Source organism: Erythrobacter sp. W302b, assembly GCF_046452395.1.
In the GTDB taxonomy this organism is placed as follows: domain Bacteria; phylum Pseudomonadota; class Alphaproteobacteria; order Sphingomonadales; family Sphingomonadaceae; genus Erythrobacter.
On the sequence record NZ_JBKFDH010000001.1, the window covers coordinates 1,403,796 to 1,425,380 of the forward strand.

The window sequence follows — 21,585 nt, forward strand, 5'->3', positions numbered from 1 at the left end:
CCACGCCGGTTTGCGCCACCACTCAGGGCCATGAACATCTTCGATCTCAGCGGCACTGCGGCCATCATCACCGGCGGCAATGGCGGGCTTGGCCTCGCCATGGCGCGCGGGCTGGCCAGGGCGGGCGCACACGTTTCAATTCTGGCGCGCAATGCGGACAAGAACGCCGCCGCGGTCGAGACGTTGCGCGGGCTTGGTGATGGCGATGTCATTGCCCTCACCTGCGATGTGACCGAAGAGGAGGATGTCGCTGCCGCAATCGAACGCACGCTCGGCGCGTTCGGGCGGATTGATGCCTGCTTTGCCAATGCCGGGATTTCGGGTGCGGGCACCGCTATTCCTGACATCACGGCGGCGGGCTGGGATCACACGATGGCGGTGAACACGCGGGGCGCGGCGCTGGTATACAAGCATGTCACCCGTCACATGATTGATCGCGCCGCGCAGGGCGATCCGGGCGGCAAGCTGATCGCGACCTCATCGGGCCAGTCGATCATGGGCGTCAACCGCTCGTCCGATTATGCCGCCTCCAAGGCCGCGCTCAACGGGCTGACACGCGCCGCCGCCTTCGAACTGGCGCGCTATCAGATCACCGCCAATGCCCTGCTGTTTGGCTTCTACGAAACCGACATCACCGCCAAGGCCGATCCCAAATTCGCGGCATGGATGGCCAAGCGCATCCCGCTGCGCCGTCCGGGCGATCATGCGGGGCTCGAAGGCCTCGCCGTGTTCTTCGCCTCGCCGCATTCCGATTACATCACCGGGCAGTGTCTCCCGGTCGATGGCGGGCTGAGCATTTCCTAGTTGCGTATGCGCTGAGCGGTATCATTTCCGGTGGAACGCAGGCGCGCCCGAGCCGTTGCCCGCGAAAGCCTCTCGCAATTGGAACACCCCTCCTCGTGGCCGACGACGACATTCCCGACTTTGACACGCCCCCCCAAGACAAGCGCCGCCAGCGCGCCGTTCCTGCGGGGCGGATCGCGCGGTTCGGCACGTTCGGACGGCTGGTTGGCGGCGTGGCAAGCGGGATGGTGGCCGAAGGCGCACGCCGGATCGCCAGCGGCGAGGGGATCAATGCCCGCGACCTGATCCTCACGCCCGGCAATGTCCAGCGGATGACCGATCGCCTGTCCCACCTGCGCGGCGCGGCGATGAAGATGGGGCAGATGATCAGCCTGGATGCGGGCGATTTCCTGCCCGAGGAATTGTCCAAGATCCTCGCCACCTTGCGCGATCAGGCCAATTTCATGCCGACCAAGCAGCTCGATGCCGTGCTGCGCGCCGAATGGGGGCCGGATTGGCGCAAGCAGTTCCGCTGGTTCAACCCCCGGCCTATCGCCGCGGCCTCCATCGGTCAGGTCCACAAGGCCCTCACCCGCGATGGCGAGGAGCTGGCGATCAAGGTGCAATATCCGGGCGTGGCCAGAAGCATCGATTCCGATGTCGACAACGTCATGACGCTGCTCAAGGTCGCAGGCTTTGCTCCGCCCGAACTGGAAATGGGCAAGCTGATGGCGGCGGCCAAGCAGCAGCTGCATGAGGAAGCCGATTACAAGCGCGAAGGCGAGCAGATGGCACTCTATCGCGAGCGGCTGGCCGACACGCCGGGCTTTGTGGTGCCCAAGCTTCACGAAGGCCTGACCCGCGGCTCGATCCTTGCCATGAGCTTTGAAGACGGGGTGAGCATCGAGGAACTCGGCAACGAGCCGCCGGAACGCCGCGACGCGGTGTTTGGCCGGTTGATCCGGCTGGTGGCGCGCGAATTGTTCGAATTCGGCGTGATGCAGACTGATCCCAACTTCGCCAACTTCCGCTATCGGCGGGAGACAGGTGAGATCATCCTGCTCGACTTCGGGGCCTGCCGCCCGGTCGACCCGATGGTGTCCAACGGCTATCGCAAGATGCTCGCCGCCGGCCTGCGCGGCAATGCCGAAGAGGTTCTCACCGCCACCATCGAAGCCGGTTTCATGATGCCGATTGTGGCGGAAAAGCACCCCGAGCGGGTGAACCGCATGATCGATATCGTCATCAACGAAATGCGCGCCGATGCGCCCTTTGACTTCGGTGACCGGGCCTTCATCCCGCTGCTGCGCGAGGAAGGTTGGGCAATCGCGCAGGACAAGGACACCTGGGCCTTTCCGCCGATCGAGACGCTGTTCGTGCAGCGCAAGGTAAGCGGCACCGCACTGCTCGGCGCGCGGTTGAAGGCCAAGGTCAATATTCGGCGGATCACCGAAGAGGTTCTGGCGACCACCGCGCCGCTTCCCGCAGCCGCAGCCTAGGCTGGGCCGCACCCCGCGTGGCCCATGCGTCCTGCACACGTCGATCTTTGCTAATCTTCCTAACACTGACCAACAAAGTTACATGTTTTGCATTAAACCAAGGTGATAGGGCGTGGACAGGCATGATATTTTATACTAACGCCCGCCAATGCATGGGGGATTTGAGCATAGGGTCGGCGTCTTGTTCGTGTGTCTGGGCAATATTTGCCGGTCACCGCTGGCGGAGGGTGCGTTCCGCGCAGCCGCGCTGGAACGACAGCTTTCGGTTCATGTCGATTCCGCAGGAACCGCGTCCTTTCATGTCGGGAGCCAGCCCGATCCGCGTGCCATCGCCGTTGCCAGTGTGAATGGCATCGACATCACCGAGCAATCGGCACGGCAGATCACGCGGGATGATTTCTACCGGTTCAGCCACATCATCGCGATGGATCGCGCCAATCTCGAAGGTCTGCGCGCCCGCGCACCGCGCGATGGCACGGCCACTTTGGCGATGCTGATGGACGCGGTCGATGGTCGCCGGGGCGAGCCCGTGGCCGATCCCTATTATGGCGATACCGCCGCATTTGAGGAAGCGTGGCGCATGATTGCGCTCGGCACAGGCGCCTGGGTCGACCGCTTCATCCGCGAAAGCGTGCAACAGCGGGTCTAGCCACCCCGCAGCAACTGCACTCCCCAGTCGCGCTCGAACAGATAAAGCAGAATCCGCGCCGCCTCCCCGCGCGGGCTGGTGAGCCCGCCATCGCGCTCCATCAGCAACCGGGCATCGCCGTGCGCGATCGGCAAGAGGCGCTGCATCTGTTCCAGATTGGCGATCCTGAACGCCGCCTCGCCCGATTGCCGCGTGCCCAGCAACTCGCCGCCGCCGCGCAGGGCGAGGTCTTCCTCAGCGATTCGGAACCCGTCCTGCGTCTCGCGCATCAGGGCGAGCCGCGCGCGACCCGTTTCGGACAGCGCACTGCCGCGCAGGAGCAGACAGGTCGATTTTTCCGCCCCCCGACCGACCCGACCGCGCAGCTGGTGAAGCTGGGCAAGGCCGAAGCGTTCGGCCTGTTCGATCACCATCAATGTGGCTGACGGCACGTCCACCCCGACCTCGATCGCCGTGGTCGCCACCAGAAGCCGCGCCGCACCGCTGGCGAAGCGTTCCATCGCCGCATCCTTGATCTCGGGACGGAGCTGGCCGTGGACGAGCACCACTGCCTCGCCAAACCGCTCCTTCAGCGCGGCATAGCGCGCTTCGGCCGCGGCGATGTCCGCAAGATCGGGCACGCCGTCGATCTCGCGCACCATCGGGCACACCCAATAGGCCTGTTGCCCGCTTGCGAGATGGCGTTCGACCCCGGCAACGACCTCGTCCATCCGGTCTTGCGGCACCACGCGCGTGTCAATCGCCTGCCGCCCGGGGGGCAATTCGTCGAGCCGGCTCACGTCCATCTCGCCATATTGCGCCAGCGTCAGCGATCGCGGGATCGGGGTCGCGGTCATCGCCAGCGTATGCGGCGCACGCCTGCCTTTGGCCGCGAGCGCCAATCGCTGCGCCACGCCAAAGCGATGCTGCTCGTCGATCACCACCAGCCCCAGATCGCGGTAATTGACCGTGTCCTGAAAGATCGCATGGGTGCCGACCAGCATCTGGATCGAACCGTCCATCAGCCCCATCAGGATCGATTCGCGCTCCCGCCCCTTCGCGCGGCCGGTCAGCAAGGCGATCTCGACCCCCGTCGGCCCAAGCATCTTGCGCAAAGTCTCGAAGTGCTGTCGGGCCAGAATCTCGGTCGGCGCGAGCAAGGCTGCCTGCTTTCCCGATTCCACCGCGATCAGCATCGCGTTGAGCGCCACCACCGTCTTGCCCGCCCCGACATCGCCTTGCAGCAGCCGCAGCATCGGCGCTTCCTGGGCCATGTCGCCGGCGATCTCGGCAATCGAGCGCGCCTGCGCGCCCGTCAGCGCGAAGGGCAGTTGCAGCTTGGCGCGCAGGCTCCCGTCACCCGCCAAGGCTTGCCCGCGTCTCCGCCGCCCCTCCGCCTTGACCAGCAGCAGCGCAAGGCTGTTCGCCAGCAACTCGTCGTAGGCGAGCCGGTCGAGCGCCCTGGCGTCGGTGGTCTCATGCCCCAACCGCAGCGCATCGGCCCAGGCAGGCCAACCCGCGCGCTCCCGCTGCCCGGGTTCGATCCATTCGGGCAGCACCGGAAGGCGGGTGAGCGACTGCCGGACGAAATCGGCAATCCGTGGCTGAGTCAGCCCTTCCGAGAGGCGATAGACCGGCTCGCTGAGGCGGCCCATATTGGCGGCACTTTCCGCCTCGATATGATCGGGGTGAACGATCTGGAGCATGTCTCCATAACGGTCGAGCCGCCCGGCCACCCAGCGCTTCTCACCCACCGGCACAAGCTTCTTCGCGCTGTAGGCCGCCTTGCCGAACCACGTCAGCGCGCAGACATTGCTCACCGCATCCTGCGCCAGCACCCGGTACGGCCCGCGGCTTCCCGCACGCGGGGCGCGGTGTTCGATCGCGGTGAGCGCGATGATGACCTGCTCGCCCTCGCTGCCGGAGTCGAGATCGGCAATCGCTTGGCGACTGACGAAGCGCTCGGGCAGATGATACGCGACATCCTTGACCCGCGTCAGGCCAAGCCGTTCGAGCGGCTTCATCAGCTTCGGGCCGACGCCTTCCAGCGTCGTGACTTCGGCGAACAGCGGATTGAGAGCCTCAGGGCGCATGGATAACCACTACCACCCAATTCTCGTCATTGCGAGGAGCCGAAGGGGACGCGGCAATCCATGTTCCACCGTTGCAGGATGTGGACAGGTCCGTTCATGGATCGCCGCACCTTCGGCTCGCAATGACGAGTTGAAGGGTAGCGGGCGCAACGCTAGACGACCCCCATGACCGACACGCCCTCTTTTGATCAACGTCTCGCCCGCGCCAAGTTCCGCGCATGGCACCGCGGCACGCGTGAGGCCGATTACATGATCGGCGGCTATTTTGATCGCTACCACGCAACCTGGGGCGAGGCCGAACTCGCGTGGTTCGAAGCCCTGCTCGACGAGGATGACGTCGATGTGATGGCCTGGGCGCTGGGTTCACAACCGCCACCGGAGCATTTGGCGGGCGATTTGCTGGTAGTGATGCAAAAGCTCGATTACGTCGACATCCCGCGCTGACAGGGCCTGCGCGGGAACCCTTCGGTCTCGCGCCGCTTGACTGGAAACCTATGCCCGATCTCAACCGCATCCTCGCGGCCCGTGAACCGCTGACCCTCGCCTCGCTCCCCCGCGGGAGCCTGCCGTTGGTGCTGTCCGATCTGGCGCGGGCGGCCAAGCGCCGGGCGGTGTTCGTCGCGCCGGACGATGCGGCCATGCGGGCCGCAGCTGAAGCGGCGCGCTTCTTCGCGCCGGAGATCGAGGTAATCGCCTTTCCCGCGTGGGACTGCTTGCCCTATGACCGGGCGAGCCCCGCGCTGACGATCAGTGCCGAACGACTGGCTGCGCTGCACCGTTTACAGCAACCGGGCAGTGCGCAGCAATTGCTGGTGACCACGGTCAACGCCCTGCTGCAACGGGTGCTCACCCCCTTCCGGGTGCGCGAGAGCGTGCGCGAATTCCGTGTCGGCACCACCATCGGGCACGAAAGCCTCGCCGCACTGCTTGTCCGGCAAGGTTACAGCCGCACGGATACGGTGATCGACCACGGCGAGTTCGCCGTGCGCGGGTCGATTGTCGACATCTTCCCCTCCAGCCTTGATTCCGGGCTCAGGCTCGACTTCTTCGGGGACGAGCTGGAAAGTCTGCGCCTGTTCGATCCTGCCACGCAGCGCACCGTGGAGCGGATCGACGAACACCTGCTGCTCCCCGCCTCCGAAGCGCTGCTCGACGAGGAAAGCATCAAGCGGTTCCGCAGCCGCTACCGCGAATTGTTTGGCGCGAACGCCACACAGGACCCGCTCTACGAAGCGGTGTCCGAGGGGCGGCGTCTGGCAGGAATGGAGCACTGGCTCCCGTTGTTCGAGGAGCGGATGGCGAGCCTGTTCGATCACCTCGCCAAGGATGATGTTGTCGTCATCGATCAAGGCGCTCTGGGCGCGGCGGAAGAACGGCTCACTGACATTGCCGATTACCACCAGCAGCGCGGCCGGATCGCGGGCGAAAAGAAGGGCAGCTACCGCCCGCTGAAGCCCGATGCGCTGTACCTGACGCGCGCGGAATTTGAGTCGGGGCTGGCCGCCATGCACGCACACCGCGCGACCGGCTTTGCCAGCGAGGAAAAGGCAGGCACGCTCGATTTCGGGTTCCGCTCCGCCCGCGACTTTTCGCCGGAACGCGGGCGCGGGGAGAATGTCTACGAAGCCGCTGCCAAGCACCTGACGTCGGTCGCAAAGGGATCGCGCAAGTCGCTGGTGGCAGCCTATTCCACCGGCTCCGCCCGGCGGATGGCGTCGATCCTTGACGAAGCAGGTGCCCCTACCGCGCTCGCCGATAGCTGGCAGCAGGCGTTGGGGCTGGCGGCGAAGAACAAGACCGCCGTGGTCGTCCTCCCGCTCGAAACGGGGTTCGCCAGCGACACGCTGGAGGTCCTGACCGAAGCCGATATTCTCGGCGACCGGCTGGTGCGGCGCAAGAAAAAGCGCAAGGATTCCGATGCCTTCCTCGCCGAACTTCAGGCGCTGTCGCGCGGCGATCTGGTGGTGCATATCGAGCACGGGATCGGGCGCTATCTCGGCCTCGAACCCATCCCCGTCGGCAAGAGCCAGCACGATTGCGTCGCGCTGGAATATGCGGGCGGGGACAAGCTGTTCATCCCGGTCGAGAATATCGACGTGCTCAGCCGCTATGGTTCGTCCGAGCTGGCGGTGGCGCTCGACAAGCTGGGAGGCGAGGCATGGCAGCGTCGCCGCGCCAAGCTCAAGGAGCGAATCACCGCCATCGCGGGCGAGCTGATGCAGGTCGCCGCCGCGCGCGCCTTGCGGCAGGCCCCTGCCCTCCCCGCCGATCCCGTGACCCTCGGCCAGTTCACCGATCGCTTCCCTTGGTCCGAGACCGAGGATCAGGAACGCGCCATTGCCGATGTGCTGGGCGATCTGGAAAGCGGCCGCCCGATGGACCGGCTGGTGTGCGGTGATGTCGGCTTCGGCAAGACCGAAGTGGCGCTACGGGCCGCCTTCGTTGCGGCAATGAATGGGCAACAAGTGGCCATCGTTGCGCCAACGACCCTGCTCGCCCGCCAGCACTACCAGAACTTCGCCGAACGGTTTGCGGGCTTCCCGCTCAACGTCGGTCGCCTGTCGCGGCTGGTGACGGCCAAGGAAGCAGCGGAAACCCGGGAGGGGCTGGAGAACGGCCAGATCGACCTTGTGGTCGGCACCCATGCGATCCTCTCCAAATCGACCAAGTTCAAGAACCTCGGCCTCGTCATCGTGGACGAGGAGCAGCGGTTCGGCGTCACCCACAAGGAGAAGCTGAAGCAGCTGCGCGCCGACGTTCATGTCCTCACCCTTACCGCCACGCCGATCCCGCGCACGCTCCAGATGGCGATGTCGGGCCTGCGCGAACTTTCGACCATCCAGACCCCGCCGGTCGATCGCCTTGCGGTCCGCACCTACGTCATGGAATGGGACGACATGGTGATGCGCGAGGCCCTGCTGCGCGAACATCATCGCGGCGGACAGAGCTTCATCGTCGTGCCGCGCATCTCCGACATGGCCGAGGTCGAGGAATGGCTCCGCGAACGCGCACCCGAAATCAAGTCCGTCTCCGCCCATGGCCAGATGTCGCCCAGCGAAGTCGAGGAACGCATGGGCGCGTTCTACGACCGCAAGTATGATGTGCTGCTATCGACCACCATCGTCGAAAGCGGTCTCGATATCCCCAGCGCCAACACCATCATCATCCACCGCGCCGACCGCTTCGGCCTCGCCCAGCTCTATCAGCTGCGCGGGCGTGTGGGCCGAGCCAAGCTGCGCGCCTATGCCTATCTGACGCATGAGGCCGGCGTCGCCCTGTCGGAAGTCGCGCAGAAACGGCTGAAGGTGCTCGGCGATCTGGACTCGCTCGGTGCCGGGTTCCAGCTCGCCAGCCACGATCTCGACATTCGCGGCGCAGGCAACCTGCTCGGCGACGAGCAATCGGGCCATATCCGCGAGGTCGGCTTCGAGCTTTATCAGGCGATGCTGGAAGAGGCGATCATGGCCGCCAAGGCAGGCGAGATGGGCCTCGACAAGCCCCGCGATAAGCTGACCCCGCAGATCACCGTCGATGCGCCGATCATGATCCCCGAGGACTACGTGCCCGACCTCGCGGTCCGCATGGCGCTCTACCGCCGCCTCAATCAGGCCGAAGGGCAGCACGAGATCGAAAGCCTGGCCGCCGAGATGATCGACCGCTTCGGTGATCTGCCGCAGCCGACGAAGAACCTCATCCGCCTGATCGAGATCAAGCATCAGGCGATCCTTGCCTGCGTTGCCAAGATCGATGTCGGCGCGCGCGGCACGCTCGTCACCTTCCACAATGACGACTTCCCCGATCCTGCGGGCCTCATCGCCTATGTCGAGCGGCTCAATAGCGGCGGCAAGGACACTGCCAAGCTGCGCCCGGACATGAAGCTGGTCATCAACCGCGCCTGGGGCGATCCGCTGAGCCGCCTCAATGGCCTGTTCCAGCTCACCAAGGGGCTCTCCGGGATCGTCAAACGGGCAGCAAAAGCGAACAAGGCAGCCTGATTGCTGCGGTGAATGCCGGACAAGGCGGGCGGACAGGGAAAGGGGCCGATCTTGCCCTAACCGTCACCCCGGCGAAGGCCGGGGCACAGCGCCTCATGGTGCAGTGCCTGCCGATCTGGATCCCGGCCTTCGCCGGGATGACGACGGATGGCAGCTAACCACCCAAATCCGGCCTTGTCTCAGGGTCAGACTGCGTTCCCAAAAGCGGCCAGCGATGCGGAGGCAAAACCCCTACCCGTGCCCCATCCCCCGCGCGGTGCGGGCCAGTGCCAGCACGCTCTCGCTCGGCATCGGTTGGGCGCGAAGGAATCCCTGCCAGTAATCGCAGCCTTCCGCGGTGATCGCGGCACGCTGGATTTCGTCCTCGATCCCCTCGGCATAGACGGCGAGGCCCAGCGCCCGGCCCAGCGCCACGATCGCGCGCAGCACGGCGAGCGCAGTTGCATCGCCCGGCACGCCTTCGACCATGGCCTTGTCGAGCTTCAGCGCATCCAGCGGCAATTCGCGCAGGTAGCGGAAGTTGCAGAACCCCGCGCCGAAATCGTCAAGCGCCGTGCGGAAGCCCAGCCCCCGCAACGCCTTGAGCGCGGACGCTGCCTGCGCGAGATTGCGCAGCAGCAGATCCTCGGTGATTTCCAGCATCAGCCGCTGCGGCGCGATTTCCGAGCGGCCGATTAATGCGGCGAAATCGGCGGCAAAGCGCGGGTCGCCCAGCTCCTCAGGGGTGATATTGAGCGACAGAGTGAGATTGTCGGGCCAGGTCGCCGCATCCTCCAGCGCGCGGGCGACCACATGGCGCGAAAGCGGCGCGACCAGCGCGGCCTTCTCGGCCACAGCGAACAGATCGCGCGCGCCGATGGCGCCCAGCGTCGGATGCCGCCAGCGCGCCAGCGCCTCGGCCCCCACGACAGCCCCGGTCACGCAGGAGAACTGCGGCTGGAACAGCACTTCGATCTCGCGCCGGTCGAGCGCGCTCAGCAGATCGGCTTCGAGCACGTCGGGACTCACGCCCGGAAAGCGCCCGCGCACCGCGCCCCGCAAGGATGTACGACCCTGTTCCATCACATTCCTCATGCCCCGTTACCCCTTAACCCTTGAATGCAAGCCTGCCTCGCATCAATTGCAATCCGCCCGAATCTGGCACATCAGGCATGACGCCGAGCGATGCGCCGGGGATAAGTGGCGAGCGCTGCCTGAGGGGGTTGAATGGCGAGCAATGGTACGAGCTTTGAGCGGTTGGCGTTGCTCGCATCGGATACGGCGCGCGCGCAGGAAGCCCATGATGCGCTGCTGAGCCAGGGCGACTGGGTGCCGCTGGACCAAGCCGACGCCGTCGTCGTGCTCGGCGGTGACGGGTTCATGCTCCAGACCCTGCACGCGATGCTCGATGCGGGCCGCGTGATCCCGGCCTTCGGGATGAATCTTGGCACGGTCGGGTTTCTGATGAACCGGTATGATCGGCGCGCGGCGATTGCCACGCGCGTGAACAAGGCGCGCCACTGGACGATCTCGCCCCTGCGGGTCGAGGCCGTGACGCAGGATGGCGAGACCCATGTGATGAGCGCGATCAATGAAATCTCGCTGCTGCGCGAGACTCGGCAAACCGCCAAGATCGAAGTCACCGTGGGGGACCGCGTGCGGATTCGGGAGCTGGTGTGTGACGGGGTGCTGGTGGCGACACCGGCGGGGTCGACGGCCTATAACCTTTCGGCCAATGGCCCGATCCTGCCACTCGACAGCAAGATGCTGGCGCTGACCCCGATCAGCCCCTTCCGCCCGCGCCGCTGGAAGGGGGCGATTCTGCCGGACCGGATGAAGATCATCCTCCGCGTGCTCGACCCGGCCAAGCGCCCGGTCGCCGCCGTCGCCGACCAGAAGGAGCTGCGCGACATCGCCGAAGTCCGGCTCGAAATCGCGCAGGACAGCGCGCTCACGCTGCTGTTCGATCCGGGCCAGAGCCTTGAGGAACGGATCGTGGCCGAGCAGTTCATCACCGCGTAGTTGGCCCCACAGCAAGGCCGCCTCGCCATCGCCCTGCGCGCAATGGGGCGAACGAGCGACAGCCCTTCAAAACCCTCTTGCAATCATCCGCACCGCCCCATATAGGCGCGCTTCCGCTCTTCCTGAGACCGCTTGGAAGAGTTGCTCCCCGATAGCTCAGCGGTAGAGTAGGTGACTGTTAATCACTTGGCCGTAGGTTCGAATCCTACTCGGGGAGCCAATTTTCTTCTAAATACTGAGATTTTGCAGCACGTTAGGTCGGGCCTCGCAGGGTTTTCCCCACAAATTTCCCCACACTTCGCGAAAAATTTGGTTTTTCTGTCGGCTGTCCTCAAGCTCTAGCGCAATGCATCGCCGTAGAAGACGAGAAGCGTGCGAACGCCGCCTGCGACATCATCATGCGACATCAACTTAAATCAGCGATGCTATGGCATGCCTATTTGGCATCCAGCCCGAGCGCTTGACGCTTGCTACCAGCCATCCCTTTAAGCAGAAACTGCTTTGCGTCGGGGGCGAAGCTCGCCCAAAATTTCCCAGAGACAGTGCACAGTAGTAGGTCGTTAGCGAGACGACCTGCAGTCAAAAGCGTAGCCATCGCTTGATCTTGCACGGTGTCCACAAAACCGATGTCACTCAACGACTGATATCCGCCCCAAGTGCCCGGAACCTGACCATGCACAACAGCGGATACCTGCGAATACCATAACTGCAATTCGCTAACTAATCCAAATTGGCCTTGCGCGGCAACAAAACCGACCGTGTGCAGCTTGTGATATTCAATAATTTCCTGTTTGCTTATGTAGAATTTTTCATTATTTGCAAGTGTGGCTAGCTCCTCAGGATGCGTCCTAAAATAGCTGTAGTAAAGGCAGGATTCAACCAATGACCTTGATGCCGCAGCCGAAGCTTTATAGAGGCAAAGCCCCACAAGTGCGCCACTCATTTGGGCTGATGCCTGCATTTCTCGAACAAATGAAAGCGCGGGATTTCCAAAATCGACAATTTCAAGCTGTTTAGACCAAACTGCAATTCTCGTATTTAACTCCCTTATCATTTCTTCAGCATCATTATGCGATAAAGCGATTTTGCAGTTTGATTTCCAATCAATTGATTGAAGTATGCCTTCGAGACTAGTCATATTTTTCTCGCGAAATACCCCGTAAGAAGCTGTCACCCGCCTCTGAGGCCGAGATGGTATCAATTAGCTTTTGCACCTTCGCAGGCGATGCTTCTAATAGGAACTCATTTAGCATCTCACGAACGGTTCCTTGACTTGGTTCAATACCAAGGCTCATGATTATATTTGATAGCGTCCTTTTCGAAAGTCTTTTCGATTTAACCAAGTTTTCAAGCGCCTTGGTGTCTTCTAAGACATCTGTATCATCCCTTGAATCAGAAAAGTGCGGTGATACTTGATCCAACATAAACGCCAGTTCGTCGCCAAGACGACCATCACGAAGCTCCCGTGCAAGTACCTTAAGGTCTGCCGGTGATAGTCTAGATGCGAGAATTGTTGAAAAAATCGCCCTAAGAAGTGATCTGTATCTAGCACTAGCCATCACAATCCTACCCTTGTTCTAAATTCTCTAGCCACAGCTGTCAGATTTTGCCAAGCCGTCGTGCTGTAAGGCTTTGTACTTTGCCACACAAAACCATGGCCCTCCTCGGGCTCACCAAAGGCTTTATACCACTTCAACGTTTGACCCATACATGCAGCTGAGTATTTTGGATTACCGCGAATTGTTGCTTCTTCTGCAGAGACGCCGTTCCTCGCTGTGGCATTGAAAAGAATTATTGGCTTTGGTTCACTTGAGCCGGCTTTTTTTGCTTTCATGAATTCAAGCATTAGGCCGATTCCACGGACAGCGTACTTTTGCGGCATAACGGGAATCAGAGCAAAATCGGAATTCATAAGCGAGGTTTTCGTAAAGAGTGAGCCTGCTGGATGGCAATCAATTAGCACTAGATCATACTGCTCTCGGCATTCTGCCACAAATTTCTCGAAACGCTCTTCGATGGGCTTAACAGTCGTATTGGCTTGTCCGAGGGCGACATACATTAAGTCGAGCGTAGCAGGCAGTAAGTCGAGTGCGCCATTTTTGCCCTTATAGATATTGGTGACCAATGTTGAGCTGGATGGCGGCTGGTGATTTCCGGGGACCTGAAGCTCATAAGGATTGAGCTCAATGGCGCTGTCCATGAGAACAGCTAAGGTGGTTTTGCGAGCTTTCTCCAACGAAAAATAGGTTTTTGCAGGGAGATATGCTTGGGAGAGGTTGAACTGCGGATCGTAGTCTATTGCCAACACTTTCAATGCTGGTTTTCCTCCGATCATATAACGACTTAGCACGCCTGCAAGATTGGCGGAAACTGTCGTCTTCCCGACCCCGCCTTTCATATTCATCACCGTTACCACTATCCCCATAGGGCAGTTTCCCCTCTTCCTAATTCCTAACGATGGAAGACGCCGCGGTACTAATCAAGAGGTAACCGCACCGCTGCCAGCCGCCAAGTGTCTGATAGCTTTAGCTGCCAAGCCCCGGCCCCACGCGCCACGGCTTGCGCCCACAGCTTTCGCAGCGCAACCGGCTGGCAACCGCCTCCAGCCGGTAGCTGATGCGCTTTGCTTGACAGGCAGCGATGATCTTGTGGGGATCAGCCAGCACCACGCGCCCGCACTCACAATCGATCCTCAGCAGGTATTTATGCCGCGAAAAGTCGGAGAGAGAATCAAGGCGTTTGCTACTCATGCCCCCAAAGAACAGACTAAGAACAAAGCGGCAAGGGCTTATCCGGAAGCCTTGGCTATCGCAGTCACATTGTCTGCTACGCCGGACAGCTGGGGGGCAACATGACGGCCCCATGCATCCATGAGAGCGCGGCGCATGTCGCGCAGATCGCTGCGCAAATAGGCTTGTTCCGTTGCCGTGCCGACTTTGTGCGCCAGCGCCATTTCCGCCACCATCGCGGGGACAGTCGGCATTTTCTCGGCTGCCCAATCTCTGAAAGAGGAGCGGAAGCCGTGCACGGTTTCGGTGCGGCCCGCGCTACGCATGGTCATAGAAAGCGCCATGTCGGATAGCGGCTTGCCGCGCAGCCCTCGGAAAATCAGGCCCTCGCGCATATCCTCAGGGGTATAGGCCTCCAGCAACGCCAGCGCCGCATCGGACAGGGTGACAACGTGAGGACGTTTCATTTTCATCAGTTCGGCTGGCAGCGTCCAAGTGCGGGCCTCCAGATCGATTTGCTCCCAAGTCGCTTGCCGCGCTTCGCCCGATCGGGCGGCTGTCAGAACAGCGAACAGCAGCGCAGATCGGCCAGCAGCGTTGCCCTTGTCATACTCACTCGCAAAGAACGCGGGTAGCCCAACGTCGCGGCGCTTGCCGTCAACCTGCACCCGCAAAATCCATGACTTCGCACCAGTGGGAGAGCAATTGAGGAAAAGGCCTTGGCCATCCTGAAAGGTCGCTTTGATTGGCTGGCCATCCTTGCCAATCCTCGGCTTGGCGGTTCTCACCTTGGCAGCAGTCAGCTTGCCCATTATTCTTCCCCACTTTCTTCCCCACATAATATGGTGGCTGTGAGTGAATGGCAATGGCCATGACTGGCCAAAAGGGCAGATTATTGCACTGTATTTTATTGCTTATTGAGGCCGTCACTGGTTGGCGTTGGACAGGCCATTTGATTTTACTCGGGGAGCCAATTTCCTTTCTCACAAGTCAGCCTTGTTCCCCGTGGTCCCGCTATCATCTGCGGACCGCGCGGAGGTCTCCGATTGGGCGATGCGGCATCGGATGCTGACTGGCAGGGCGTGCGGGAACGCCCGGGCCACCCCCCAAAACGCGGCGGGGATTGGCACTTCGGCTTTCACATAGATCAGTTTATTGCTACGCGCCTCTGCCCGTCGTCAGGAGACGCCTATGCCAGCGACTGATGAACCGACACCCCACAAGCGGGCCCGCACCACGTCGGCACGCAAGGCCGCCGAGGACAAGCTGGCGCAGGAGTCGCTCGAGGCCAAGATCACGAAGCCGGACTCAGCGGACGGCGAAGGGGCCTAGCGGCTTGGCGATGATGCGGGACAGGCGTTGAGCCACCCCATCTGGCCACGACCAACGCCGCCTAAACGCCCACCAGCAACCGCACACCGACCACCAGCACCAACAGCGCCGTCAGCCAGCGGATCCACTGCGGCGGCAGCACGCGGGTCGCCAACAGGCTGCCCACCTGCCCGCCGATCACCACCGCGATCAGCAAGGGCAGCGCCGCGCCCACCGCCTGCCCGAACAGATCGGGGCCGTTCTTCACCATCTGCCCCGCCAGCCCGAACAGCGAATTCACGAGGATGAACAGGCTCGCCGTCGCCGCGATGCCCCGCGCTTCGTGCCAGCGCGCCAGATGCAGCAAGGGGCTGAGGAAAACCCCGCCGCCGATCCCGACGAGACCGGCGAAATAGCCAAGCGGCGCGGCGGCGAGCGGCATCCAGCGCGCAAACCGGGTCGGCGCACCTTCGGCATTCTCGCGCACCGGCACCAGCATGAACAGGCTCGTCAGCACCAGGCTGGCGCCCAGCAACGTAAGAAAGGTCGCCTCCTTGATCGGCGTCAGCCCGCCGAGGAAACTCGCCGGAGCGCCCAGCGCCACGATCACCAGCGCCTTCTTCCACGGGGTCAACCCGGCGCGGGCGAAGCGGATCGATCCGCCCGTCACCACCACGATATTGCAGGCGAGCGAGACCAGCGGCAGCAGGCGGTAATCGAGCCCCGACAGCGCCAGCAGCGCCGAATAGGTCGATCCGCCGCCGAACCCGACACTGGCATAAAGCAGCGCAGTGACCAGAAAGGCGAGCGCCAGCAGCGCCGGAACCGCCCCGATCATCACATCCGCGCCCCCTCGTCCCGCCTAAGCCTGCGCGCGTCCGTCAGACGAGCGGCGCCGCAGCGATGGCACCGTGGCAATGCTTGTACTTTTTGCCCGAGCCACAGGGGCACGGCGCATTGCGGCTGATGTCGAGATTGGCGAAGGGGTTGTCGGTGTTCGCCCCGCCCGGCCCGGTTGCCGCGCCCGGGCTTCCGGCAAGCGAGCCAAACAGTTCAGGCCGCAGTTCCGACCCGTCCCCGTCGTCCGAATTGTCCATCCCGGTGAAGGGATCAATGTGGCCGGTGAGGAAGTCGGGCAGATCGGGCAGCGCCTGAACCGGCGGCTGTTCGACCCGCAGCTGGGAGCGGAATAGGATCTTGGTCACTTCCTCGCGCAGGGTTTCGAGCATCGTCTCGAACAGGGCGAAGGCTTCCTGCTTGTATTCGTTGATCGGCTGCTTCTGCGCGATGCCGCGCATCCAGATCACCTGACGCAGCGCATCGAGTGTGGAGAGGTGCTCCTTCCAGTGGTGATCGAGCTGGCGCAGCAGCACGTCCTTTTCGACAATCCGCCAGATCGCCGGATCGGACGCGGTGATCTTCTCCTCCATCATCGCGTCGGTCAGCTCGCGCAGCCGCTCCTCGATCAGTTCAGGTTCGACCTCATCCTCGGCGAGCCAGTCGTCGATCGGCGGGTTGAAGCCCAGCACCTCCTCGACGCGGGCCTTGAGGCCGGCGACGTCCCACTGTTCGGGATAGGAGCCCGGGGGGCAAGCGGTGCCGACAATGGCGTTGATCGTGTCATGCCGCATGTCGAGCACGACATCGTCCACCGCCTCGCTGTCCATGATCTCGGAGCGCTGTTCATAGACCACCTTGCGCTGGTCGTTCATCACGTCGTCGTATTCCACGACCTGCTTGCGCATGTCGTAGTTGCGCGCCTCGACCTTCTTCTGCGCGGTCTCGATCGCCTTCGACAGCCACTTGCTCCCGATCGCCTCACCATCGGCGAGGTTCGATTTCATCATCTTGGAGAACAGCGTGTCGGGGCCGAAGATGCGCAGCAGATCATCCTCAAGACACAGGTAGAAGCGCGACAGACCCGGGTCACCCTGACGGCCCGAACGGCCGCGCAGCTGGTTGTCGATCCGGCGCGATTCGTGGCGTTCGGTGCCGAGCACGAACAGGCCGCCCGCTGCCCGCACCCGATCCTTTTCCGCAGCCACTTCGGCCTTGATGCGGGCAATCGCTTCATCGCGCTCCGGGCCTTCGGGCATGTCGGCGAGCTCGTCGAGGATGCGGTATTCGATATTCCCGCCAAGCTGGATGTCGGTCCCGCGCCCGGCCATGTTGGTGGCGATGGTGACGGCGCCGAAGCGTCCAGCCTGCGCCACGATATGCGCTTCCTGTTCATGGAAGCGGGCGTTGAGCACCGAATGCTTGACGCCCTCCTTGTCGAGATATTGGCTGAGCAGCTCGGATTTCTCGATCGAGACCGTGCCGACCAGCACCGGCTGACCGATCTCCTGCTTCTCCTTGATCGCGCGGGCGATGGCGCCGAACTTGTCGGCGGTGTTCTTGTAGAACTCGTCCTCCTCGTCGATACGCGCGACGGGCAGGTTGGTCGGAATTTCGACCACGCCGACCTTGTAGATGTCCCAGAATTCCGCCGCTTCGGTCGCCGCGGTGCCGGTCATGCCGGAGAGCTTGGGATACATGCGGAAGTAGTTCTGGAAGGTGATCGAGGCGAGCGTCTGGTTCTCGGGTTCGATCCGCACGCCTTCCTTGGCCTCGACCGCCTGATGGAGACCGTTCGACCAGCGGCGACCGTCCATCATGCGGCCGGTGAATTCGTCGATGATGATGACCTTGCCATCCTTGACGATGTAATCGGTGTCCCGCTTGCGGGCGAAATTGGCGACCAGCGCCTGGTCGAGGTGGTGGACGACCTGCGTGTTCTGCGTATCGTAGAGATTCTCGGTGGCGAGCAGGCCCTTTGCCATCAGGATCGCCTCGACCTCTTCCATCCCTTCCTCAGTGAGCTGGACGCGCTTGGTCTTCTCGTCGATGTCGAGCCATTCGACCGGGATTTCGCGCGCAACCTGATCGAGCGCGACGTAAAGCTCGCTCTTGTCCTCGGTCGGGCCGGAGATGATCAGCGGGGTGCGGGCTTCGTCGATCAGGATCGAGTCCACTTCGTCCACGATCGCAAAGTTGAACGGGCGCTGCGCCATGGCGCTACGTTCGTGCTTCATGTTGTCGCGCAGGTAATCGAAGCCGAATTCGTTATTGGTGCCGTAAGTGATGTCGGCATTATAGGCGTCGCGCTTGAATTCCTCGGGCATCCCCGGGACGATCACGCCGACGCTGAGGCCGAGCCAGTTGTAAAGCTTGCCCATCTCGGCCGCGTCGCGCCGGGCGAGGTAATCATTGACGGTGACGACGTGCACGCCCTTCCCTTCAAGCGCGTTGAGATAGACCGCCAGCGTCGCCATCAGCGTCTTGCCCTCGCCGGTGCGCATTTCGGCGATCTCGCCGCGGTGGAGCACGAGGCCGCCGATCAACTGCACATCGAAGTGGCGCATTCCGAACACGCGCACCGAGGCTTCGCGCACTGTGGCGAAGGCTTCGGGCAGGATCTCGTCCAGTGTTGCCCCCTTGTCGATCAGGGCCCGCAGCTTGACGGTCTGGTCCTGGAGCTCGGCATCGGTGAGCGCCTGAATCTCCGGCTCCAGCGCGTTGACCTGCGCGATGACCTTGCGCGCGGACTTGATGTAGCGGTCATTCGCCGAACCGAAGACCGACTTGATGACGTTATTGAACATAGGGACAAACCTTTGATGCGGACGGCAGCCCGGCGTGCGGGCCCGAAACGGATAGGGGGAAAGTGCGCGCGGCCCTCAGGCCCGGCGCGCAGGAGTTAGTGTGGGAACGGAAAAGCGTGCCTATTCGTAGGCGCGTTCGATACCCATCAGCACCGGCAGCCGCAGCGTTTCTGGCTTGGCCGGCGCGCGGAGTGGCGCTTCAACCGCGCGGGTGGCGCTGATCGTGGCAGGTGCAGGCTGCACCGCGACATGTTCACCGCCAACTGCCTCATCGCCTGCCGCAGCCGCGATGCTGGAACCGCACGCCAGCGCCTCAGACAAAGACGCCTGCGCCGGGCCGCCAAGTGCGACAAGGCCTGTAAGCAGGGCCAGAAAGGCAAGAAAACGCCGGGTCATTGCAAGCATAGATAGGGAATCGCGCGCGTTTCGTCCACCTGATTTGCGGATTTACGCCGCCGCGTCACCCGCCTAGAGGCGCTTGCCATGGATATTCAACGCTCGCCCCTCGCTCGCCCCTTTCCTGAATTGCCCCCCATCGCCGGCGTCACGCTGCGCGTTGCGCGTGCGCAGTACAAGACATGGGACCGCTGCGACCTGACCTTGGCCGAGCTGGCCGAGGGCACCAGCGTCGCGGGCGTCTTCACCAAGAGCGCCTGCGCCTCGTACGAAGTCGAAATGGGTCGCGAAGCCGTGAAGCAGGGGCGTGCGCGGGCGCTGATCGTCAATGCGGGCAATTCCAACGCCTTCACCGGCTGGCGCGGACGTGACGCGGTCGAGGCGATCCAAGCGCAGGTAAGCGCGGCCCTGGGCTGCGGCGTGGACGAGGTGTTCGTGTCGTCAACCGGCGTGATCGGCGTGCCGCTGCCGAAGGACAAGGCCCGCGCCGGGATCGAAGCGGCGCTGGCGGCTGAGCCGTGCGGATGGGAGGATGCGACCCACGCGATCGGCACCACCGATACCTTCGCCAAGGGCGCAGGCGCCTCGGCGATGACTGGCGACACCCGCGTGGAACTCGCCGGGATCATCAAGGGCAGCGGCATGATTGCGCCGGATATGGCGACGATGCTCGGCTATATCTTCACCGATGCCGATGTCGCAGCGCCCTTCCTCCAGGACGCGCTCGAACGCGCCAATGCGGCAACCTTCAGCTGCATCACGGTCGATGGCGATACCTCGACCAGCGACACGGTGATGGTGTTCGCTACGGCCAGGGCGGGCAATGCGCGGATCGAAAGCTGGGACAGCCCCGGTGCGGATGCCTTTGCGGCGGCGCTGGCCGATGTGTGCCGTCAGCTGGCCCAACTCGTGGTGCGTGACGGGGAAGGCGCGGCGAAATTCATCACCATCCGCGTTAGCGGCGCGGCCAGCGACGAAAGCGCGCGCCGCGTCGGCCTCGCCATCGCCAATTCACCGCTGGTGAAGACCGCGATTGCGGGTGAGGACGCGAACTGGGGCCGGGTGGTCATGGCGGTCGGCAAGGCGGGCGAACCGGCGGACCGCGACAGGCTCTCGATCGCGTTCGGCGGGGTCTGGGCCGCGCGCGACGGCCTGCCGGTCGAAGGCTATGACGAAGCCCCGGTCGCCGCGCACCTCAAGGGCGAAGAGATCGACATCGCGGTCGATCTCGGCCTCGGCGATGGCCGCGCCGCCGTGTGGACCTGCGATCTCACGCATGGCTACATCGCGATCAATGCGGATTATCGTTCGTGAGCCTGTCTGCCCTCGACGCTGAAATCCGCGATCTCATGCGGTTTGCGGCGCAGCGCTCGATGCTGCCGCGCTTCCGCCAATTGGCCGCGGATGAGGTCGAAATGAAGGGCGCGGACGATCCGGTCACTATCGTCGACCGCGAGGTCGAAGCCTTCCTCACCGAAGCCCTGACCAGGCTTGCTCCGGGCGTGGCGGTGGTGGGTGAAGAAGCGGTGCACGCGGACAGGGGCGTGCTCGATCACCTCTCCGGCCAGTGCTGGATCATCGACCCGCTGGATGGCACCGCGAACTTCGCGGAAGGCAAGGAGCCGTTCGGGATCATCATCGCGCTGGCCGATGCCGGCCGCGCCGTCGCGGGGTGGATCTATGATCCAAACAAGGATCGCTTCTGCCACACCCGCGCGGGCGAAGGAGCCTTTGTGAACGGCGAGCGGATTGCGGCGCGGACCACCGGACAGGACCGGCCCGTCACCGCCGTCAGCCGCATCTTCCTTACCCCTGAACAATCGGCGATGGTCGATGCCAAACTCGCCCCGCACTACACGCTGGTCGACATCCCGCGCTGCGCCGCCGAACAATACCCCCGCCTCGCGCTGAGCGAAAACGACGTGTCCAGCTTCAAGCGCACGCTGGCGTGGGATCACGCTGCGGGCATCCTGTGGCTCAACGAAGCGGGCGGCAAGGCCGCGCGGCTCGACGGCAGCGAATACCGGGTGGACGAGGCCGACAAGCCGGGGCTCGTCGGCGCGTCCAGCCCGGCGATCTGGGACGAATTTGTCGCGCGGGTGCTCGCTTGAAGCGTCATCCCGCCGAAAGCCGGGATCGCTGGCCGCAGACGGCCCCGGATCAAGTCCGGGCCGACGCCTTCATCAAAGCTCGCTTTCGAGCCAGGCCTTGAGCTGGCCCTTTGGCGCTGCACCGAGCTTGCGTGCGACCGCTTCGCCATTCTTGAACAGCACCATCAGCGGGATCGACTGCACGCCCATCTGCGCGGCGATGTCGGTGTTCTCCATGATGTCGATCTTGGCGATCTTCACCTGACCGGCGAGCTCGTCGCTGATCTCTTCCAGCGCGGGCGCGATCATCTTGCAGGGGCCGCACCAATCAGCCCAAAAATCCACCAGCACGGGGGTGTCGCTGTCCAGCACATCGGCTTGAAAGCTTGCATCGGTCACATTGACGGTCGCCATGT

20 protein-coding genes and 1 tRNA gene are annotated in these 21,585 nt (G+C 63.1%); 10 read left to right on the top strand and 11 right to left on the bottom strand.

Translation table 11 applies throughout. The features are described from left to right. Positions 1–30: 30 nt before the first annotated feature. From ACLBKT_RS06820 to ACLBKT_RS06830, 3 genes are all read left to right on the top strand, one after another. A complete protein-coding gene (locus tag ACLBKT_RS06820; RefSeq protein WP_410182184.1) occupies positions 31–804 on the top strand; it encodes an SDR family NAD(P)-dependent oxidoreductase in 774 nt (257 codons plus the stop codon). 95 nt (positions 805–899) lie between these two features. Next, on the top strand, positions 900–2,282 hold the full coding sequence (locus ACLBKT_RS06825) for an ABC1 kinase family protein (protein WP_410182185.1): 1,383 nt from the start codon (positions 900–902) through the stop codon (positions 2,280–2,282). A 148-nt stretch (positions 2,283–2,430) separates the two neighbouring features. Beyond that, a complete protein-coding gene (locus ACLBKT_RS06830) occupies positions 2,431–2,931 on the top strand; it encodes a low molecular weight protein-tyrosine-phosphatase (RefSeq protein ID WP_410182186.1) in 501 nt (166 codons plus the stop codon). On the opposite strand, the gene recG is transcribed toward ACLBKT_RS06830, so the two are convergent. Next, positions 2,928–5,003: an ATP-dependent DNA helicase RecG gene (gene recG / locus ACLBKT_RS06835; protein WP_410182187.1), complete on the bottom strand. Its 2,076-nt coding sequence runs from the start codon at positions 5,001–5,003 to the stop codon at positions 2,928–2,930. The genes ACLBKT_RS06830 and recG overlap by 4 nt on opposite strands. Before the next feature lie 165 nt (positions 5,004–5,168). Here recG and ACLBKT_RS06840 point away from each other — a divergent pair, with 165 nt between their 5' ends. Both ACLBKT_RS06840 and mfd read left to right on the top strand, forming a co-directional pair. Then, a complete protein-coding gene (locus ACLBKT_RS06840; RefSeq protein ID WP_410182188.1) occupies positions 5,169–5,447 on the top strand; it encodes a succinate dehydrogenase assembly factor 2 in 279 nt (92 codons plus the stop codon). A gap of 50 nt (positions 5,448–5,497) precedes the next feature. Further along, positions 5,498–8,998 carry a transcription-repair coupling factor gene (gene mfd, locus ACLBKT_RS06845; RefSeq protein WP_410182189.1) on the top strand — a complete coding sequence of 1,167 codons (3,501 nt, stop codon included), beginning with the start codon at positions 5,498–5,500 and terminating at the stop codon, positions 8,996–8,998. Positions 8,999–9,229: 231 nt separating this feature from the next. Here the strand turns inward: mfd and ACLBKT_RS06850 are convergent, their stop codons facing one another. Beyond that, complete coding sequence (locus tag ACLBKT_RS06850; RefSeq protein WP_234031880.1) at positions 9,230–10,072, bottom strand: EAL domain-containing protein; 843 nt, start codon at positions 10,070–10,072, stop codon at positions 9,230–9,232. A gap of 132 nt (positions 10,073–10,204) precedes the next feature. On the opposite strand from ACLBKT_RS06850, the gene ACLBKT_RS06855 reads away from it, so the two are divergent. After that, on the top strand, positions 10,205–10,999 hold the full coding sequence (locus ACLBKT_RS06855) for an NAD kinase (RefSeq protein WP_410182190.1): 795 nt from the start codon (positions 10,205–10,207) through the stop codon (positions 10,997–10,999). Positions 11,000–11,144: 145 nt separating this feature from the next. Then, a tRNA-Asn gene (locus ACLBKT_RS06860) sits at positions 11,145–11,219 on the top strand. A gap of 216 nt (positions 11,220–11,435) precedes the next feature. Here the strand turns inward: ACLBKT_RS06860 and ACLBKT_RS06865 are convergent. From ACLBKT_RS06865 to ACLBKT_RS06885, 5 genes are all read right to left on the bottom strand, one after another. Continuing rightward, positions 11,436–12,137: a hypothetical protein gene (locus ACLBKT_RS06865; RefSeq protein WP_410182191.1), complete on the bottom strand. Its 702-nt coding sequence runs from the start codon at positions 12,135–12,137 to the stop codon at positions 11,436–11,438. Further along, complete coding sequence (locus ACLBKT_RS06870) at positions 12,130–12,558, bottom strand: hypothetical protein (RefSeq protein WP_410182192.1); 429 nt, start codon at positions 12,556–12,558, stop codon at positions 12,130–12,132. Before ACLBKT_RS06870 ends, ACLBKT_RS06865 begins: the two co-directional genes overlap by 8 nt. Next, entirely contained in the window at positions 12,558–13,424 is an 867-nt protein-coding gene (locus ACLBKT_RS06875) for a ParA family protein (protein ID WP_410182193.1), read from the bottom strand. The genes ACLBKT_RS06870 and ACLBKT_RS06875 overlap by 1 nt, the downstream gene beginning before the upstream one ends. Positions 13,425–13,524: 100 nt before the next feature. After that, positions 13,525–13,749, bottom strand: coding sequence for a hypothetical protein (locus ACLBKT_RS06880; protein ID WP_410182194.1), 225 nt, complete (start codon positions 13,747–13,749; stop codon positions 13,525–13,527). Between the two features lie 38 nt (positions 13,750–13,787). Next, a complete protein-coding gene (locus ACLBKT_RS06885; protein WP_410182195.1) occupies positions 13,788–14,540 on the bottom strand; it encodes a tyrosine-type recombinase/integrase in 753 nt (250 codons plus the stop codon). A 379-nt stretch (positions 14,541–14,919) separates the two neighbouring features. Between ACLBKT_RS06885 and ACLBKT_RS06890 the strand changes: the two genes are divergently transcribed. After that, entirely contained in the window at positions 14,920–15,060 is a 141-nt protein-coding gene (locus tag ACLBKT_RS06890; protein WP_410182196.1) for a hypothetical protein, read from the top strand. Positions 15,061–15,121: 61 nt separating this feature from the next. Here ACLBKT_RS06890 and ACLBKT_RS06895 read toward each other — a convergent pair whose 3' ends face one another. From ACLBKT_RS06895 to ACLBKT_RS06905, 3 genes are all read right to left on the bottom strand, one after another. After that, entirely contained in the window at positions 15,122–15,877 is a 756-nt protein-coding gene (locus tag ACLBKT_RS06895; RefSeq protein WP_410182197.1) for a sulfite exporter TauE/SafE family protein, read from the bottom strand. A 43-nt stretch (positions 15,878–15,920) separates the two neighbouring features. After that, on the bottom strand, positions 15,921–18,683 hold the full coding sequence (secA, locus tag ACLBKT_RS06900) for a preprotein translocase subunit SecA (protein WP_410182198.1): 2,763 nt from the start codon (positions 18,681–18,683) through the stop codon (positions 15,921–15,923). A gap of 120 nt (positions 18,684–18,803) precedes the next feature. Then, positions 18,804–19,079, bottom strand: a complete 276-nt coding sequence (locus ACLBKT_RS06905; RefSeq protein WP_410182199.1) for a hypothetical protein — start codon at positions 19,077–19,079, stop codon at positions 18,804–18,806. A gap of 87 nt (positions 19,080–19,166) precedes the next feature. Between ACLBKT_RS06905 and argJ the strand changes: the two genes are divergently transcribed. Both argJ and ACLBKT_RS06915 read left to right on the top strand, forming a co-directional pair. After that, complete coding sequence (argJ, locus tag ACLBKT_RS06910) at positions 19,167–20,393, top strand: bifunctional glutamate N-acetyltransferase/amino-acid acetyltransferase ArgJ (protein WP_410182200.1); 1,227 nt, start codon at positions 19,167–19,169, stop codon at positions 20,391–20,393. Positions 20,394–20,395: 2 nt separating this feature from the next. Continuing rightward, positions 20,396–21,190: an inositol monophosphatase family protein gene (locus tag ACLBKT_RS06915; protein WP_410183663.1), complete on the top strand. Its 795-nt coding sequence runs from the start codon at positions 20,396–20,398 to the stop codon at positions 21,188–21,190. 72 nt (positions 21,191–21,262) lie between these two features. Here ACLBKT_RS06915 and trxA read toward each other — a convergent pair whose 3' ends face one another. Beyond that, on the bottom strand, positions 21,263–21,583 hold the full coding sequence (gene trxA, locus ACLBKT_RS06920) for a thioredoxin (RefSeq protein ID WP_101793476.1): 321 nt from the start codon (positions 21,581–21,583) through the stop codon (positions 21,263–21,265). Positions 21,584–21,585 lie beyond the last annotated feature (2 nt).